Consider the following 17,227-nt stretch of genomic DNA (forward strand, 5'->3'; position numbering starts at 1 on the left):
TGATCGGTTTCCTCCCGGGCCGCCCGCAACGAGGTGGCCTTCATGCAGTGCTCCGCCGCTAGTGAGCCGCGTGATATCCCTTGCCTCTTTCATCGAAGAACATCGCCTGCGACCCATCGGCATCAAAAGCGATTTCGTCGCCCCCGCGCGCCCTCGTGATTGGCGCGTCGACGCCTATGATCTGAGTCCCATCGGCAAGCCTGGCGTGAACGAGTGAGCGGTCTCCCATCCGCTCGACATTGACAACCATGCCTCTGACCGTGCCCTGCGCTGAGACATTCAAATTCTCAGGTCGCAGTCCGAGCGCAAGACCGTCTTGCGGCAAGCTGTCGAAGGCCACTGCGGTTTCAAGTTTTACTCCGTCGGTGATCGTGGCAATCGTGTCCTTGGAGCCGCGTTCGATATGCCCGACAGGCAGAAAATTCATTGCCGGCGAGCCGACGAATTGCGCGACATAACGGCTGCTCGGCCGAGCGTAGATATCCATGGGCGTGCCGACCTGCTCGATCTTGCCTTTGTTCAGAAGGACGATCCGCGTAGCCAGCGTCATCGCCTCGACCTGATCATGCGTGACGAACACCATCGTTGCACCAAGGCGTTCGTGAAGCTGCGACAGCTCAAGGCGCGTCCGCGTCCGCAGCCCTGCATCGAGATTCGACAAGGGCTCGTCGAACAGGAAGACTTTCGGCTCGCGTACGATCGCCCGACCGATCGCAACACGCTGGCGCTGGCCGCCGGAGAGCTCTGCCGGTTTGCGCTCCAGAAGATGATCCATCTCCAACATTCTGGCTGCGGTAGAGATTCGCGCCGCGATCTCAGCCTTCGGCGTGCCGACATTAACGAGGCCAAAGGCCAGATTTTCACGCACGCTCATATGGGGATAGAGGGCATAGGACTGGAAAACCATGGACACGTCGCGCTGGCCGGGCGCCAGCTGATCTACCCGGCGACCGCCGATCCAGATCTCACCACCGGAGACCGTTTCCAGCCCGGCGATCATCCGAAGCAGCGTCGATTTGCCCGAGCCTGACGCGCCAAGAAAGACGACGAATTCGCCACTCTCTATGCCGAGCGAGATATGGTCGAGCACGTCAACGGCTCCAAAGCTTTTGGAGACACCACGGATACTGACGCCTGAATCTGTCCTTACCACTCAAACTCCTCCCGGTCACGCGCGGCTGTTCAGGTCTTGCAACCGTCTAGGCGGCAGCCGTTTCGATAATGCAGTCAAGCAATGTTGCCGCAACTGGATCGAGTCCCGCGGGCTCGCGCATCAGGCCGAAGGTCGTCGCCACGATATGGCCGGCACCGAGCTGCCGCTCGGCGATGGTCGCACACGGCTTATGGACCCAACCGACCATCGTGCCGGCATGGACCAATCCATCGAAATGAATGGGACGAAAGCCGGTAATGACGCGATTTGGATTGACGCCGACAAACGAAAGATCGGTCAGAGGGCCGCCCGGTAGACGCTCGAACGCTCCGGAGCGCTTCACCCAGCTGAAGCCGGTAACCCAGTTGCCTTTCCAGATCGTGCCGTTACGCTCCGTGACGCGCATCTGCGGCATTGGTTGGCCACGATCGCCGCCGGTAGGATAATTCCAGTTCGGCTGGTCGCTGCGCAAATTACCGAAGGGCAGGGGCGCCGTATCGGCCAACGACACATAGCGAGCGCCGTGCTCCAGAGCATCGATATCGGCCTGGCCGAGCGAGGACGCGACACAAACGACGGCTTTCTCAGCGCTGACCACGTCATAGCCGAGTGCTGTCAGGTAGCGCGCGATGTCCGGTTCTACCGAGGAGACGGCAAGTGCGGGTTTGCGGCGTGCCGCATAGACACTCACATCGAGGCTATTACGGGCAGTTTCGCGGCCGCCCGCAGTCAGCGTGAACCGAACGGTCACCCGTTTGCCGGCCATTTCCTCGGTAAATGTCAGGGCAAGCGCCGAGATCTGAGATACCGAGGTCGCCTCCAGCGGCTGGACTGCAATTTTGCCGCCTAAGGAGCCATCGATGCTCCAGGTCAATTCGGCCGACGTCGGTATCGCCTGGCCGCCGGTTGAAATTTCGAACTCGACGTTGGCTGTATCACCGGCCCAGACCGCATAGCGCTGCATGCGCGGTACAATGACCACATCGCAATTTATCTCATGGAAGCGGTTGTGATAGGCGCGCGTGTTGCGCTCCATATCCATGAGGCCATTGGCTTCCCAATGCAGGTCCGTCAGCTCTGTGATGACGTAACCCTGGATGGAGGCATGACGGCGCATTTCTTCGATTTCGAATTTAAGCGCGTTGAATTGATGCCACTGCGCATCTTCGATGAAAGAGTTGAAGGACGGAAAGACCTTATCGAACTGATAGGTCCGAAAGCGCTGCTGGACGCCGTGCGGGTAAGTTGCGCCCTCGCTGTCCCACTCCAGGCCATTGATGAACCAGAAAGGCTCCTTGCCGTCCTGCAGCAGTTTCTCGGGGTGGGGGAGGCCCCAGACGCCGAACTCCGAAACGACAAGCGGTTCGTCGCCGCGTCGTTTCGCATCGCCGTTCGGTGAATAGGACCAGTCGGGACGCTTGGCGAAGCCCGAAACCCACTCGGCCCATTCACGCGCCATTTCCGGCACCGAGGCATAATAATGAAAGTCGTCGATATCGGAGACGACATGAAAATTGGGAATGCAGGCTGAGTTGTCCACGACCAGTCGGGCAGGATCCTTCGCCTTCAGCCAATGGTAGGCTTTGTCGAGCCATGCGCGCTGATCTGCGCTCTCGACAAGCCGGGTTCCCCAGTCTTCGTTGATGATGGTCCATATGACGATGGACGGATGATTGCCGTCGCGTCGAAGAATCCCTTCCATCGTGTCGAGCAGACGCTTGGCCGATTTCTCCGTAAAGGTCTGAATGTTGGGGATTTCTGTCCAAACGAGCAGGCCGAAGCGATCCGCCACATCATAGTAGCGAGGATCCGGCACCTTGATATGGCAGCGCAGGAGGTTGAGGCCAAGCTCCTTCGATTTGCGCGCCTGATCCTCGAGGAATTCCAGCGACGGCGTCGTATAGATGCCCGCGGGATAATAATCCTGATCTAGCGCACCTCTCATGTAGAACGGCTGTCCGTTCAGGAAGAACTTTCCTTCCTTGGCCTCAAAGGTGCGGAAGCCGAAAGTCTGTTCCACCGCGTCTGTGATGACGCTGTCCTCGGTCAACTCCAAGACGGCACGATAGAGAGCGGGGTCGTCGAGAGACCAGGCCTCGACTGTATCGACCTTTAAGGCAGTCGACGCTGCTTCCGCGTTCTCAAGCGCGAGCTCTTTCGATGCCGCGACCGCACCATTCCGATCAATAATCCTGACACTCAAGGTGCCGCTGAAGGCAGCAGCCAGTTCGACATCGACGGCAACCGCACCGGTGGCTAGATCGGCGTGAATGGCTTGATGCGCAATATGCGCCTCGTTGCGGCATTCGAGCCAAACCGATTGCCAGATGCCACCGAGCATGCCGTACCAGCTCTGCTTGCCATGCGGAATTTCGTCGAACGGAAAATCCGGGAATGCCTGGGCATCGGCACTGGGCAGCGTCACCTTCACATCAAGCCGCAGCTCGCCGGCTAGCAGATCGGCGGGTATGGCGAATTCGAACGGAAGATAGCCGCCTTCGTGAGAGCCGAGGTGGTGGCCGTTCACGGACACTTCGGCAAAATAATTCACTGCCCCGAAATGCACGATCACCTGACGATGAAGCCACTCCTGCGGGACGCTGAGCTTGCGCGAATAAACCGCCATGCCCGCGGCATTGCGCATATCCGGAAAATGCGCCTGCCAGGGGGCCGGCACCGCAATGGTCGTCGGCTGCTGTCCGTCCAGCTGGAAATCCCAGGCTCCGTCGAGAGACAGGCGTGCGCGGGACCCGGATTGAGTGTCGGCGAAACGGCGGGAGGCGATAGTCATGGGCCGCAAGCTTTTCAGTTGGAATTAGTCACAAAATAAGTTACAAACAAGTTTCGTAACTTAAAAATATAACTTCCGCAAGACGCGCCGCTTCACATTTTCCATCAGATTTTCTAACGTGCGTGGCAGTTGACCGAGAAAGAATCCGCTTGAACGATAAGACAAAGAAACGCCCGACAATGTCCGACATCGCCTCCAAAGTCGGTGTTTCGCATGCGACGGTTTCGCTGGTGTTGAATGAGGCGCCGGGCAAACGGGTGTCGGAAAGTGTGCGCTCGCGTGTGTTGGCGGTGGCCGAAGAGCTTGGTTATCAGAAGACCGAGCCTGCCAATAATCCGATCGGCGGGATCATCGTTCTCCTGATCGACGATCTCACGGCGTCGCAACATGCCGCACCCTTGATAGAAGGCGTTCGCGTTGCGGCGGAAGAGCAGGGCCTGGCAGCCCTCACCGTCGTCACCGGCGGGCAGGTGGAGTTTGCAGAATCCATCCTTGATTATCTCGGCCGGCGCCAGATCGTCGGGGTGGTCTATGCGACGCTTATCACCCAGCTGGTGCCGGTGCTGCCCTCGAAGCTCGGTAACTATCCGACCGTGCTTTTGAACTGCCATCAGCAGCGGGCGGAGTTTTCCTCCATCATTCCGGGCGATTATTCTGGCGGGTTTTCCGCAACTGAGGCGTTGATCAAGGCTGGGCATCGGCGTATTGCCATGATCGACGCAGGCAGGCAGCGATTGGAAGCGGCGCGGGATCGTTTGAGTGGTTACCGGCAGGCCCTGACCACCTACGATATCGCCGTCGATCCGGAGTTGGTGCTTTCTGAAGCCTGGTCGCTCGATCTCGGGCGCGACAAGATGCTGCAACTGCTCGACCTGCCATCGCCGCCGACGGCGGTCTTCTGCTTTTCAGACCGGGTGGCGATGGGCGCCTATGATGCGATTAGGATGCGTGGTCTGAAAATTCCTGACGACATTTCCGTCGTCGGTTTCGATGATGAAAGCTTCGCTCGAAAAATTCTGCCGCCCCTTACCACACTAAAATTGCCGCACGAGGACATGGGCCGATGGGCGGTAGCGGAGCTTCTCGAAAAAGTGGCAAAACCCAAGAAGCCGCCGGTGCGGCTGAAGATGGAATGTCAGTTGATCCGGCGTGGTTCAATTGCTCCACCACGTTAAGAGGCGTGTGGACAGATCGCAATCTGCTGGCCGCAAGGTCTGTCATCGTCGTCTCGCGGTGGGAGCCGCGATTGAAGCCCGAGCTTCCGCCCAGTGCCTCGTTTGCTTAATCCATCAGATGCGGGAAATCCGCACTTCACTCAGGGCAGAGGTCCAGATAATTCATTGAGAGGTCAATAGGCACCAAGGGGGACGCCGTCCATTAGCTCTATTTAATGTTATAAATGTCAAAGCTGATTAGAGACGCGACGTTGCCAGCCAGTTAGAAACGCGACACTGGCACTGATGATCAGCCCCCGATCCGACCGGCAGTCCGGGTTGCAAGGAGGAGCGGGGGCGGGTGAGAGATCGCCCCTTCGGCTTTAGCTTTAAGACCATGCATACCATCGCTTATTCCGCTGCCTCCATCCGAGCCAGGGCCTTCTGCCTTCTCGCAATGACTTCCGGATCGTTCATGAAATCCGTATCGCGCTCGATGCCTTTGATGCCGTCAATCGTGATCGTCTCGGCTAACCAGTCATAGAAGGCTTTGCGACCTTCGCGATGTGCGGGCTTGGCATGATTCGGGCCTGTCTTGACGCCCATCGCCTCGGGAGGCTCGATGCGGATATCGATGTCCTCGGAGAATCGGTTGATGATGCGGTAGCCCTTTGAGAGTGAGGTGCCGCCCTTCAGCTGGAAGGCCATGCCCAACTGCTGCAGGCCGTACAGGCAGTGCATGATCCAGTAGTCTTTCTCGACAAGCACTGGCTGCACCTTCATCTTCTCGGCGACGATGCGCAGCAGTGCCCCAAAATCCTTGTGGTTATGCAGGAAATCAGTTGGCATGCGCGTCCGCTACGAGGCCGTTGAAGAATTTGCGAGTGCGCACCATGCCGTATTCCTTGGCGGCACGGGTGAGGGCGCGGCGATCACCTTGTAGGGCACGTTCTTTTACGCGGGCCAGTACCTGTTCACGGTCTTCGGCCAGATGGTCGAGATTGTTGACCAGGTCGACCAGCAGGAACTCTTTGGTCAGAGTTTTGGGGAAGGCCGGCTTCTTACGAAACTCGAATTCCCGACCGCCCAGCGTGAAGTGGCCATGGCGCTTATGGTTGTAGACGACGGTCTTGTTATAAAGTTGCGTCGCTCCGACACCCAGGCTGTTATAGGCGTTAGGCGAGGTGACGAGATAACGGTCATCCTTCAGAAAGGCTTCGACGAGAGCAGCATCTTCCGCCGGCGCCTTGCCGAACGCGGTCTGCTTCGGCCGATGATAGACGCCGGTCGATAGTTTGGTCAGGTACCCCTCCGCCAGCAGCTGCTGCAGGTGTCGGTCGACCGACGACGACCATTGGGCGAGGTCCTCTCGACGGTAGACCTTGCCGGACCGCAGATGCTTTTTCAGTTCCTGTAACTTCGTCATGGGATAGCTCCTGCACTCATTATAGCGACATATAGGCGTACATGCAATTTTTTCCAAATTTCATGCAAAATGATGCGTGTCTTGGAGGCCTAAAGAGCTGATATAATGAAGTTATCTAGCACATTCTTTCCGAGGATATCGCCTACTGGGATGATGTAAATTCGGAGACAGCCTCACCTTCTGCAAGGTCATGGACGGCGGCGACTACATGCCGTGCCGTGTCAAGCTCATGTATTGGCCCGCATGGAGTAAAAGAAGCTCGAAGGCAAACTCTGATTTGCTAGTTTTCCTGGGGTGTTTTTGGTTCATATCCCTTCACATCATGCGCTTTTGGCTGAGCCCACAGCTTAACGAAAAGACTTCAGCCCGCCGGCCTCGAGGATTAACAGTGCACGCTTCACTGCGGCTCCCGCTTTCCCAATGCCGCCGCCCATGTTGTGACGTGATCGGCGACGGTGGTAAAATGATCGGCAATCGTGAGACCGGAGACGGCCTTTCTCGGCCGAAAGTCGTGATCTCCATCCTCTAGCCAGAGAATTTCGATCATTTTAGAAAGCTTGTAGCTAGAGACCTCCTCTCGTGACCCGAACAAATCGCGCGTGCCCTGGCAGATGAGGGTAGGTATCTTAATTTCCGCGAGATGGTCGGTCCGCAAACTGTCCGGTTTTCCGATGGGGTGGAACGGGTAACCCAGGCAGAGTAGTCCAGAGATCTTTCCCATGCTGTGGAGATCATCCGCGATCATGCTGGCAACGCGACCGCCCATGGACTTCCCAGCGATCACGAGTGTTCCTTGCGGACTGAGTTTGTCGATCACGGCTTCATATTCCTGCTTCAGGAGTTCGGCGCGTGGGGGCGGCGAGCGCTGTCCGGTGGAGCGCCGCGCTGACATGTAATCGAACTCGAACCGGACGACCCGCAGGCCCTGATCGGCAAATGCGGATGACATGTTTTCCATCCACGTCGTGTCCATTGCACCGCCCGCACCATGAGCGAGAACGATCGTGATCTTGGCGTCTTCAGGGCCGGTGACGAGAAAGTCGTGTGGCATTCGGGTTCTCTTGGTTCGAGGCACCACTGTCATAGCAATGCGGAAGCCGCTGCAGATGAGCCGGTCGCGATCTACACACCGACAGCAACAACGATCATCCGTAGCCCGTGGCATCGATTTGTCGTCGATGCGATTACATGCCGGGCCTAAACTGTCTGCTACGCCGACACGAGCTAAGAAAGGGATGAATCAACATGGATGATCCAATTCGGAAGGTAATACAGGCCGGGATTATCGGCGTCTGTTTCTCTGACCCGGCAACTGGCGCGAAGTTGAGCCGTTTGGAGCTTCGGCAAGGCGTCGACACGCGCAGAGCATTCGAAATCGGTGACGGTACGCTCATATACAATCGAGAACACGTGAAGGCTCTGACGTTTGCTGGCGTGAAAGATGCATTGCTGGCTATTGCCGAAAATACGCCTTAACCAAAGTCGGTCAGATCATATCGGCGCATCCTGAAGGTGAACTAGAGTTCGGCATATTGTCGAAGCTGCTCGCTGGCATTCGCCCCCAAATCGAGGATATCATGGCTGCCAAGCATTTCGCCGAGCAAGGGAAGAGCCATTATGGGCGGTATCAATATTCATTGTCCACCGTTCGTCGGACGCGACAAATCCGGGACGCCGTTTGAGGCCGTGTTGGCTGAGATTTCGGAAGGGGCCGGACCTGAAGTCGAGAGTATTGTTCGAGCAATTAATGAGGCGCTTGAGATAGCGAGCGATCACATTCTCATTGCGCCAGCCGATGCGGCCAAGCTTTTAGATCCCTTGCGAGTTTGGATAGAACGCATGCCAAACGACCCTCGACCGCTCTTCAGCGAATGCGCAGAGGACCTGTTGAAAGCCTGTCGCGCAGCCGCCTCGAATGGTGGGTCAGTCGCGCTGGTGTGGTGATGCGTTGTTCTGCGCGGCACGCTCAATCGCGGTGCCCCTTCGGTAGTCCTCCCGAAAGCACTTTTTGTGCTCTGCGCCTACGACGCTTCACCTGCGGAACGCACCGAGACCTTTGCCAACTCCACAGCATCCCGAGAGAGCCACTGGTGGGCCGAAATTGCAGCCTGAAGCTCCGGAAGCGTGCGGTTGCCTTCCCTGAACAAAGTGACAACGGTGGCGGCCGCGATTTCGTACTCGGGGGCGGCACGGTCGATACCAGTTGAAGTTCGCCACTCTTCGAGTGCCTGGCTGATAATGTCGAGTTCAACGGAGCCGAACGTCGCATTCACAAAGTCTCTCATTGTCTCTCCCAAAAACAAGCGGCAGGGAGATGGGAGCCGTCGTGGCCAATGTCAAAGGGATAGCGACAGCAGAACGGCTGTAATCAAATATTTACCATGACTTGCGAGCTTTGCTACGCCACGCCGTTGAATACCCGGCAATCGGGCAGGAGTTGGTTTTGCGTCACCTGCCCAGCAGGCCTGATTGTTTTCAAAGCCCGGACGCCTGCTGCTGGCGTCGGCGCGTCTCTAACCAGCTTTGACAAGTGCAATCAGTGGTTACCTATGGCGCGCGACAATCCCGATCACTACCTCATCAAGATGACCAAGAGCCTTCGGGGTGGCCGGATCTTCCTCGATTATCTCCGCAACGATCGCATGGCGATCGCCGTCGCACCGCTTTCACCGAGGGCTCGTCCTGGCGCCACCGTCTCGATGCTGATCACCTGGACGCAGGTAAAGGCCGATCTCGACCCGAAGCGGTTTACGATCCGGACGGTGCCGGCACTGCTTGCCAAGAGCTCGTCCTGGCAGGATTATTGTGACGGCGAGCGGCCGCTTGAGCAGGCGATTTAGCGCCTCAGGAAATCAAAGCGTGCGGCGTGACCTCGCGAAGCCATCTTCAGGCGATGTCATATGGACGAAGCAACAAAAGACAGGGCCGAACCACGCCCGCGCGAAGGGGCAACCACCGACTTGCCGCATGATCGGATAACGGTGGAACGCTTTCGCCAGGCGTTCCCGCGCGCGCGGTGGAACGACAGGCTCAATGCCTGGTTCGTGCCCGGCCGCACCGCCCAAAAGCGTATCGGCCGCTGGTTCGCAGAGATCGAGGCCGAGGCAGACAGGTTCGCCGACGAGAAGGGCAGGGATGCTTATACCTTTGAGCCAATTGAAAGCCCGTATCTGGAGGCGGCGTCCGCGGCTTTCCAGATTACGACACCTTACTCACGGGCCGTTATTGACGAAATCCGCGAGATTCCGCATGCCCGCTGGGATGCCGACCGCCGCCTCTGGACGGTACCATACCGCTCGTTTGCAGACCTGCGACAGCGTTGGCCGTTCATAGAGGCAGCCGCCCAGCGCAGCGAGCCGGCCGCACGGCGCGCAAGGCGTGAGGCGATCAAAGGGACGGAGGAAGAAGAGGCGTCCAAGGGCAGGATGCGGGAGCGCCGGCGCACGCGATATCCGGTTCTCGCCGACGATCCGCCGCCCTTCGATCGCGCGATCGGCACGCATATCGGGGTCGTTTTCTTTACCAGGACAGAGGGTGAACTCGCGGATCCCGCAGCAGTCACCGCCTTCTACTTTGCTGCGGCGGATGGCGAGGATTATGTCTGGGCATCGTGGCGGCGCGGCACGCTGGAAAAACTAGTGGCGACGTGGCCGGCGCGTGCGCCTCCGGAGCAAAGCGAGCGCGATCGCGGCTGGTGGATACCGACGCTGGAAGAGCTGCGCATCGCCCGGCGCGAGGCGAGATCCAGGCGGCGGGCCAAAGAGCGCAAGGAAAAGGACAAGCCTTCCAGTGAAAGACCAGCGGACAGCGTTTGAGGAATTCCGCCACTTGCCGCCGATCGCGCCCCGCGAACTCGTCGGCTTATGGGAAGGGCGCGGCATATGGCGGCAAGCCTGTTTTCTTATCTTCTGCGCCGGCTTCGCGCGAACGAGCCGGTCGCAACCCTGAAAACCCTGCCGTTTGACGGTGTCGAAAGCGCCGCTATGGTCTATGACCGTCAACCGATCGTCGATTATTTTCGCCGGCTCGATGAGCTGAGGCTCGTGGGCGCGATGACGATCAGGGGCGACCAGCGGATCTATTTCTTCGAGCTTCAGCGCGTCGACGAGCCTTGAAAACCGCATCACCTGTCGTCCACCACTGGTCTTGATGATCTCCTTCGCGCGCAGCCTGTTTGCCGCGCGCGGTCGTCTCAGTGGAACAAGGCGCTCCACACATGGTTGAGCGCCCCGTCAATCTAGTCGGTTGGTCTGTTACTCATGTCGAACACTGCGGCATTGTCCTGCACCTCCGGTAACGAAGGGGGCCGCTGCGCACGAAAGCTCCCCCTGTAGTGTTTAATCGCGATGCTCGGGCATTGCCTTCAGCTGGTCCTTTGTCCACGAAGTCACACCATGGATCTCGCCGCTTTCGTCGCGCATGAAATCGAGATCGGTCACTCGAACGGATACCGGCTTTGCACCGATACCAAGGAATCCGCCAACATCGATCACGACGCTGCTGCCGGTGCCCGCTCCATGCACGTGATCAACCGTGCCAACCTTGGAGTCATCGGCATCATAGATCGACGCGCCTTCCAGATTGGCTTGAGTGAGTTCTTCTTCGGTCAGTCGTATATGGTTGCTGTGATCCATGAGTTATTCCTCCTTTAGTTTCGGATGTAATGTCGATTAGCGAAGTAGTCGGCCTTGCGTTCCTGTGTCCCGTGTACCTGCATTGATCACGTGGCTTGATCTTTCTTTTCCGTTCATCAAAAGAACGAACGGCGATGCGAATGCTTTGTTCCGGGGTCACAACTTTAGAGATCGATCCTTATGGCCGGCGTCTTCCAGCGTGTCGGCCGGAATGAAACAGCAAGAGAAATTGGCGGATCATGAAGCCGACGCCGCCGTTATTGAGCCAGTGACCCCGAGCCAGCTCGTTCGTTTGATCGAGCTTATCCACGACGGGGACGATGCGGGTCTGATCGACAGCTCTAACGAACCGTCCCAGTGCCTTTTGCTGCCGGTCCCGATACCGTGGAGCGTAATGTCCTTGAGCATCAGCGGTGTGGCAGGCGTTGGGGGCCGGGAAGGCAGCCACCCTTCACCTTCATCAACCTTGAACGCCTTTTCGCTCGGCGAGCAAGACATCACCACCAATCTGCTGACAAGAGCTGGCTTCAGCGTGATTACTTTCTGTGACGCAAGCGACCCGGTCTATTATGGCAGGGACACGACCGCCGCGCTGGAATGGATCTGCGGCTTCGCCAACGTGAAGCAGGCCTTGGTCGAGAAAAGCATTCCCGATCGCTCGCGGGCGCTCAAATCGCTGAGCGAGGTCGTCGTTCAACACGACAGCGGCGAGGGAATCTGGTTCGGAGCTCGCGCGTGGCTGGTATCGGCGCGAAAGCCGTGACGGCGCCAATTGTCGGATGAGCTCGCCAACGGCAACCGTTCAAGCCCGAACACGTCAAAATCAGGTCGAAGCTTTGCCCGCCTGGCTTGGCGAGTTGCAACAGGCGGGCGCGATCCACAGCTCGGATATCGCGCTGCCCGGTTGGTATTTAGCCACGCTGAGAGAGCAAATTCTAACTTAAATCTGAAACAGATGCCTGATCCGGTTTGCCAGAGATTCCGCGTGATTGTCGTTCGACGCATGCCCTGCACTAATTCTTGCCTGCTCGTTTTCTAGTCTGCGAGACAGCAGCACGCCTAATTCCGCGGCGAGTGCGGGCCTGTCCCGCATGACGTTCGCAAGGCACTCGTGCCCGATCTCATAAACCACCGCAAAGGTAAGCGCCGTTATCGTCCCGACTTGGTCGGATCCCGTCAGGACACCCGCTTCGGCGAAGCAATCGCCCGGTGCCAAGCGCCCGAGTTCGGTGTCGTTTCCGTTGTCGCGTCTCGAAACCAGAAGCACTCCGCTGCGGATCGCGATCAGAGAAGAAAGCTTTGCGCCCTGTTCCGCTATCACCGATCCCTTGGCATATGTCTTGCGCACCATGCTGTGCGATAGCGCCTCCTTTTCGTCTTCGGTAAGCGTTGAGAACAAAGGAATGGAATTGAGCAACCGCCACGCAGATGTGGGGTGCTGTCCGATGGGCGCTTCAGCGACGCGATCCGGCGATACAACAGCCTGTCCGTCGGCCCCCGCGAAAGGCAAGGAGGCGGCGCGACAATGACGGTAGGCAAGATCGTAGATCTCGTTCTTCGCCCCTGTGGCCAGAGAGCGATCCGCCACCCGGAATGATAAGTCGACGGAGATCGCTCCGCTTTCCGGTCCCGAGATCGCGACCGATGGGGCAGGGAATTTCAGTATCGAATTGCTGCTGAGTAGTACCGTTCGCATGATCTCTTCCACCGCCGCTGGCGACTTCGTGGCCGCGACTCTGAGTGACAAAGAGATGCCATGCGTTTCGTCGGGGGTACTCATGTTGGTCAGCCGCGTCTTTGCAAGCGCGCTGTTGGGAATGACGATGAGGTCGTTCGTGCCCTTGAGAAGATGGGTCGCTCGCCAATTTGTCTCGACAACACGACCCTCGACGCCATCACCGATCTCGATCCAGTCTCCGACGGAATAAGGTCGTCAAAGATTCAGCGCAATCCCGGAGAAGACGTCGTTCACACATTGAAAAACCTCCTTTATATCGCGGGTCAACAACATGTTTCCGTTGACCACTCCCTTGGTGGCGGCAACTGAGAGGTACTTGGGGCGGAAATAGGCCACCTTCGCACCCAAGTTGGCGGGCCATCTCGTTTATCGGAACTTTCGCCGCCACCAAGTGATGCGGGCATCGGTGAGGGTGATCTGCGTATAGCATCGAGACATGCCAAAATTTCCAACATAAGCCATTGAAATTATTTGAATATCTCACTTGAGAATAGGTCGAAGATATTTAGCCGGATAAAAATTAGATAAGCAAAATGATGACACTCAGCCACTTAGTGCCCAGCGCTTGGTTCACCGCTCACAAGCTCATAACTCGGTACAGAATGACCCGTCCGGTCGGCATGATTTGCGAAAGGAAATCAAAGTCCCGCACATTACCGGTTAGCACGCTCGCGCCTAGCTGCCGCGCTTGCAGAAAAACAAGGGCGTCATTGACGAAACGCCTCTCATGCCCTTTCCCTTTAGGAAGGTTGCTCAACCGAAACAGCAGCCCCGCCAGCACACCTGCCTGTCCCCACATGGCTGTCTCCGGAGCATGAAGACGGTGCTCAGGGACGTCGTCTACAGTCTCGGCGATCGTTTCGAGAACCGCTTTCGTGGTGGCACCTAATATTCTACCGGGATGTGCTGATCAAAAAAGGCCCTACCACGCCAAAACGCAAAAACAGAGAGTACCGGCTCGTTCATTCTCTGCGTATCGCAATCGCCACCAGATCGTAGCGACAATCGAGAGATTTCAATCCTGAATAGTTTTTCTTCCCCAAGAAACGTTGATGCTTCAAAGAAATAACCGCTTTTGTTGCACAACCGCCACTCTGCTCCGGAAACGTGCGCGAATTGGTGCGCTGCGCCCGCTACTTTATGATGCATAGATTAGAATTCTGCTATGTAGCGCCTTAGCCGATGACCGGCTGCACCGCGTACCACGTGCTGTTTCATCAATTTATGAGTCGATCGAAGGACAAGGCCTTTGTCCTGCTGGATCGCTGTTGCTTTCAGGAAGGTTTGCATGACGTTTTCGGCGCTGGCAAAGACATATGCCATCAAGTCCTTGGCATCCGTAATCATCGCCTCATCGGCACTCTATGCATTGCCGGGTTTTGCACAGGAGCAGCCTGCGCCAGCCGCAAATGCACCTGCCAATGCAGGCGCCGTGCAAAGTCCAGCTCCAGCGGCAAATGCCCAACAGCAACCCGCTCCGCAGGCTCGGGTGCAGAAGTTTGACGACTGGTACTATCGCTGCGTCGACGGCAAGGCGGCGGACGGTTCGGCGGCGACGAACTGCGAAGTCGCGCAGATTGCGACGGTCAAGCAGGGCGATCAGGATGTGAACGTCTTGACGCTGGCGGTTGCCAAGGTGGCGGCTCCTACCGCAACGGACAAGAAGGTGGCCAAGCAGCCTGCCAGTGAACTGGTGCTGACGACGCTCGTACCGCTTAATATGTACATTCCCGCCGGGCTTAGCATCGATGTGGCAGACAAACCTGTCGTCCAGTTGGCCTACCGCAACTGCAATCAGGCCGGCTGCTGGGCACAGCAGAAGCTGGACGCCAAGATGGTGTCGGCTCTTTCCAAGGCGGCGGATGGCACCGGCCATGTGCAGATGATGAATGGCCAGAAGGTCAACATCAAGTTCTCGCTGAAGGGATTGTCGGCGGCGCTCGATGCGCTGCAGAAGGCCGCTTCGAACTGACCGGGGCGGATCTATGACGTCAATCTCGCGCGCGGCGACCGCGATAGGCGGGCTTTTGGCAGCGGCTCTGGCGGCTTCGGCCGCGGCCGCGCAGACGCCGAACGACGATTTCGCGCGCCGGCAGGCACAGGAAGCCGAGCAGCAGCGGCTGCAGAGCTTGGGCCAGATGACGCCGAAGCCTTCTCCGGCCGAAGTTCAGCAGCCTGCGGCTGCTGGCGGCGGCAAGTCCGGCCCGTGCTTTGCCATCACCCATATCGAGGTCGAGGGCGTCAGGCAGTTTTCGGCTGCTTCCATCGACAAGGTTACCTCTGCTTATGAGAACCGTTGCGTCGGTGTCGGCGAGATTAACGCTCTCCTGCGCGACCTGACGCATCTCTACCTCGACAAGGGGTTTGTCAGCTCCCGCGTCTATGTGCCGGCGCAGGATATCGCCAAGACCAAGGTGCTGCGCCTCGTTGCCGTCGAAGGCACGCTTGCCGACATCTACATCAACGGCAAACCGGCGCCTGGCTCCGGCGTGATCGCCACGGCCTTTCCCGGTACGAAGGGTAAGATCACCAATCTGCGCGATATCGAGCAGGGCCTCGATCAGATCAATCGCCTGACCTCCAACAATGCCAAGACGGCGATGCTGCCCGGCAAGACGGACGGCACTTCCATCCTCAATATCGAGAACAAGCCCAGCCACCCCTGGCATCTGTCATTCGGCAATAGCAATCTTGGCCAGGAGCAGACCGGTTATTCCAAAAGCTCGGCCTCCATCGGCTACGACAATATTTTCGGCATCAACGATCAGTGGAATTTCGGCTACGAGCATACCGGCCCGGATTATCCCTGGCGCAATGACGGCCACGGCAAGAGCAATAGCTATTCCGGCAATGTCAGCGTACCCTATGGCTATTGGACCTTTTCCGCCAATGGCTCCTGGTATGAGTACAACAGCTCGGTTCCGGGCAATTTCGGGCCGCTCGATACGTCGGGCGACAGCAAGCAGGTCGGTGTCGGCGCCGATCGCGTGATCTTTCGCGACAAGGATTCGATCACGACCTTCAACAGCGGCCTGACCTACAAGGAAACCAACAATTTCCTGCTCGGCAACAGGATCGAGGTCGGCAGTCGCAAATACACGGTCGGCGATCTCGGTATCTCGCATTCGCGCCGCATGCTGGGCGGCCTCTGGGTGTTCGATCTCTCCTATAGTCAGGGGCTCAACCTCTTTGACGCTGTCGCTCCCGGCGATGCCGGCGCAGGTAACGCCGATCCCCGCTTTTCGAAGTTCACGAGCACGATCACTCTGACGCGGCCCTTCGAAGTGGCGGATCAGCATTTCGAGATCAATTCGATCGTCACCGGGCAATATTCCCCCGACAATCTGTTCGGGGCCGAGCAGATCTCGGCTGGGGGCTATTCCTCGGTGCGCGGCACCCGCGAGACCATGCTCTTCGGCAATAACGGCTTCTTTGTCCGCAACGATCTTGTCTGGCGGACGCAGCCCTTTGCCGACAATGCCCAGCTTGCGAAGATCCTTGGAGAATTCAGGCCCTATGTCGGTCTCGACTACGGGCGGATCGCCCGCCAGGCCCGCTACCAGATTGCAGGCGGCGACATGCTCGGCTGGACGGTCGGCGCCAAGCTCGCCGGCGGCAATGTCAATTTCGATATGGGTTATTCCGATATTCTCGGCGGCACGGTCGATCGCCGTGACTCCGGGCTCTTGTTTGTCAGTACGTCAGTGAGGTGGTGAAATGGGTGAGCAGATGAAGGAAAGTAGCAAAAAATTGCATCGCGGCGTGACCAGAGCTCTGCTTGCCGCCGCGCTTGTGGGTTCGACCGTCGTGGCCGGATGCACCACACAAGATCCACGCCTCACCGCAGCACTTAGCACAGCCAGTATAGCTGATGTCCGCATAGAATCGGCGCCCGATCTGAGGATGGGATCACCTCTATTGAACGGTGACACGCGGGAATCTCAGGTAGCACTTGTGTCGCGTGTCCTGCAGCAAAGACTTGCAAAAGATCTGAAGGGCTATCCAGGGGGTAATATTCCCGCGCGGTTGATTGTTACCCTTCACGATCTGGATGTGGCGTCGGCTCCTGGCAGAATTATCGCAGGTAACAATAGCTTTATCGATGGAACCGTCCGCCTCGAGGACATGCGCACAGGAAAACTGATCGCGCAGGCTCAGGAGATCCGCGCCAACGACATGACGGTCCGCGGGGACGGGTTAGCGCTTATTCCCGCGATGGTCATCAATGCGGCCGTCACCCCCAATCAGACCGCAGTCGCGACCCAACTGGCCGAAACGTTCATGAAGCAGGTAAAGACGTGGCTAACGCCACGAAAGTAGTCGATCGAAAA

Annotated in this window: 15 protein-coding genes and 5 pseudogenes; 10 read left to right on the forward strand and 10 right to left on the reverse strand. The window is 57.9% G+C overall.

Annotated elements, in window-relative coordinates:
* Positions 1 to 58: 58 nt before the first annotated feature.
* Both AC13RE_RS12185 and AC13RE_RS12190 read right to left on the reverse strand, forming a co-directional pair.
* Positions 59 to 1,153, reverse strand: coding sequence for an ABC transporter ATP-binding protein (locus tag AC13RE_RS12185; RefSeq protein WP_488563112.1), 1,095 nt, complete (start codon positions 1,151 to 1,153; stop codon positions 59 to 61).
* Between the two features lie 46 nt (positions 1,154 to 1,199).
* On the reverse strand, positions 1,200 to 3,944 hold the full coding sequence (locus AC13RE_RS12190; RefSeq protein WP_488563113.1) for a glycoside hydrolase family 2 protein: 2,745 nt from the start codon (positions 3,942 to 3,944) through the stop codon (positions 1,200 to 1,202).
* Positions 3,945 to 4,123: 179 nt separating this feature from the next.
* Here AC13RE_RS12190 and AC13RE_RS12195 point away from each other — a divergent pair, with 179 nt between their 5' ends.
* On the forward strand, positions 4,124 to 5,119 hold the full coding sequence (locus AC13RE_RS12195; protein WP_488563114.1) for a LacI family DNA-binding transcriptional regulator: 996 nt from the start codon (positions 4,124 to 4,126) through the stop codon (positions 5,117 to 5,119).
* Between the two features lie 516 nt (positions 5,120 to 5,635).
* Here AC13RE_RS12195 and AC13RE_RS12200 read toward each other — a convergent pair.
* From AC13RE_RS12200 to AC13RE_RS12210, 3 genes and pseudogenes are all read right to left on the reverse strand, one after another.
* Positions 5,636 to 5,947, reverse strand: a pseudogene (locus AC13RE_RS12200) (nucleotidyl transferase AbiEii/AbiGii toxin family protein); the annotation flags it as partial.
* Positions 5,937 to 6,524 carry a DUF6088 family protein gene (locus AC13RE_RS12205; protein ID WP_488563115.1) on the reverse strand — a complete coding sequence of 196 codons (588 nt, stop codon included), beginning with the start codon at positions 6,522 to 6,524 and terminating at the stop codon, positions 5,937 to 5,939. The gene AC13RE_RS12205 and the pseudogene AC13RE_RS12200, both read right to left, overlap by 11 nt.
* A gap of 397 nt (positions 6,525 to 6,921) precedes the next feature.
* On the reverse strand, positions 6,922 to 7,575 hold the full coding sequence (locus AC13RE_RS12210) for an alpha/beta hydrolase family protein (protein ID WP_488563116.1): 654 nt from the start codon (positions 7,573 to 7,575) through the stop codon (positions 6,922 to 6,924).
* Positions 7,576 to 7,769: 194 nt separating this feature from the next.
* On the opposite strand from AC13RE_RS12210, the gene AC13RE_RS12215 reads away from it, so the two are divergent.
* Positions 7,770 to 8,000, forward strand: a complete 231-nt coding sequence (locus AC13RE_RS12215; RefSeq protein WP_488563117.1) for a hypothetical protein — start codon at positions 7,770 to 7,772, stop codon at positions 7,998 to 8,000.
* 141 nt (positions 8,001 to 8,141) lie between these two features.
* A complete protein-coding gene (locus AC13RE_RS12220) occupies positions 8,142 to 8,468 on the forward strand; it encodes a hypothetical protein (protein WP_488563118.1) in 327 nt (108 codons plus the stop codon).
* Positions 8,469 to 8,545: 77 nt separating this feature from the next.
* Here AC13RE_RS12220 and AC13RE_RS12225 read toward each other — a convergent pair whose 3' ends face one another.
* Positions 8,546 to 8,809 carry a hypothetical protein gene (locus AC13RE_RS12225; RefSeq protein ID WP_488563119.1) on the reverse strand — a complete coding sequence of 88 codons (264 nt, stop codon included), beginning with the start codon at positions 8,807 to 8,809 and terminating at the stop codon, positions 8,546 to 8,548.
* A gap of 264 nt (positions 8,810 to 9,073) precedes the next feature.
* On the opposite strand from AC13RE_RS12225, the pseudogene ligD reads away from it, so the two are divergent.
* The 3 genes and pseudogenes from ligD to AC13RE_RS12240 all read left to right on the forward strand — a co-directional run.
* Positions 9,074 to 9,364 (forward strand): annotated as a pseudogene (gene ligD, locus AC13RE_RS12230) (non-homologous end-joining DNA ligase LigD); the annotation flags it as partial.
* Between the two features lie 60 nt (positions 9,365 to 9,424).
* Positions 9,425 to 10,339, forward strand: a complete 915-nt coding sequence (locus AC13RE_RS12235) for a hypothetical protein (protein ID WP_488563120.1) — start codon at positions 9,425 to 9,427, stop codon at positions 10,337 to 10,339.
* Positions 10,314 to 10,639, forward strand: a pseudogene (locus tag AC13RE_RS12240) (DUF4334 domain-containing protein). The gene AC13RE_RS12235 and the pseudogene AC13RE_RS12240 overlap by 26 nt, the downstream one beginning before the upstream one ends.
* Before the next feature lie 222 nt (positions 10,640 to 10,861).
* On the opposite strand, the gene AC13RE_RS12245 reads toward AC13RE_RS12240, so the two are convergent.
* Positions 10,862 to 11,158 carry a PRC-barrel domain-containing protein gene (locus tag AC13RE_RS12245; RefSeq protein ID WP_488563121.1) on the reverse strand — a complete coding sequence of 99 codons (297 nt, stop codon included), beginning with the start codon at positions 11,156 to 11,158 and terminating at the stop codon, positions 10,862 to 10,864.
* Positions 11,159 to 11,369: 211 nt separating this feature from the next.
* On the opposite strand from AC13RE_RS12245, the gene AC13RE_RS12250 reads away from it, so the two are divergent.
* Positions 11,370 to 11,921 carry a hypothetical protein gene (locus AC13RE_RS12250; RefSeq protein WP_488563122.1) on the forward strand — a complete coding sequence of 184 codons (552 nt, stop codon included), beginning with the start codon at positions 11,370 to 11,372 and terminating at the stop codon, positions 11,919 to 11,921.
* 177 nt (positions 11,922 to 12,098) lie between these two features.
* Here the strand turns inward: AC13RE_RS12250 and AC13RE_RS12255 are convergent, their stop codons facing one another.
* The 3 genes and pseudogenes from AC13RE_RS12255 to AC13RE_RS12265 all read right to left on the reverse strand — a co-directional run.
* On the reverse strand, positions 12,099 to 12,938 hold the full coding sequence (locus tag AC13RE_RS12255) for a cyclic nucleotide-binding domain-containing protein (protein WP_488563123.1): 840 nt from the start codon (positions 12,936 to 12,938) through the stop codon (positions 12,099 to 12,101).
* A gap of 54 nt (positions 12,939 to 12,992) precedes the next feature.
* Positions 12,993 to 13,067: pseudogene (locus AC13RE_RS12260) on the reverse strand (hypothetical protein); the annotation flags it as partial.
* Between the two features lie 406 nt (positions 13,068 to 13,473).
* Positions 13,474 to 13,779 (reverse strand): annotated as a pseudogene (locus AC13RE_RS12265) (hypothetical protein); the annotation flags it as partial.
* A 405-nt stretch (positions 13,780 to 14,184) separates the two neighbouring features.
* Between AC13RE_RS12265 and AC13RE_RS12270 the strand changes: the two are divergent.
* The 3 genes from AC13RE_RS12270 to AC13RE_RS12280 are packed head-to-tail and all read left to right on the forward strand — an operon-like array spanning position 14,185 to position 17,216.
* Positions 14,185 to 14,868: an invasion associated locus B family protein gene (locus AC13RE_RS12270; protein WP_488563124.1), complete on the forward strand. Its 684-nt coding sequence runs from the start codon at positions 14,185 to 14,187 to the stop codon at positions 14,866 to 14,868.
* A 13-nt stretch (positions 14,869 to 14,881) separates the two neighbouring features.
* Positions 14,882 to 16,612, forward strand: coding sequence for a ShlB/FhaC/HecB family hemolysin secretion/activation protein (locus AC13RE_RS12275; protein WP_488563125.1), 1,731 nt, complete (start codon positions 14,882 to 14,884; stop codon positions 16,610 to 16,612).
* Between the two features lies 1 nt (position 16,613).
* Positions 16,614 to 17,216: a hypothetical protein gene (locus AC13RE_RS12280; RefSeq protein ID WP_488563126.1), complete on the forward strand. Its 603-nt coding sequence runs from the start codon at positions 16,614 to 16,616 to the stop codon at positions 17,214 to 17,216.
* Positions 17,217 to 17,227 lie beyond the last annotated feature (11 nt).

It is taken from the genome of Martinezella sp. CNPSo 3959 (genome assembly GCF_057784355.1).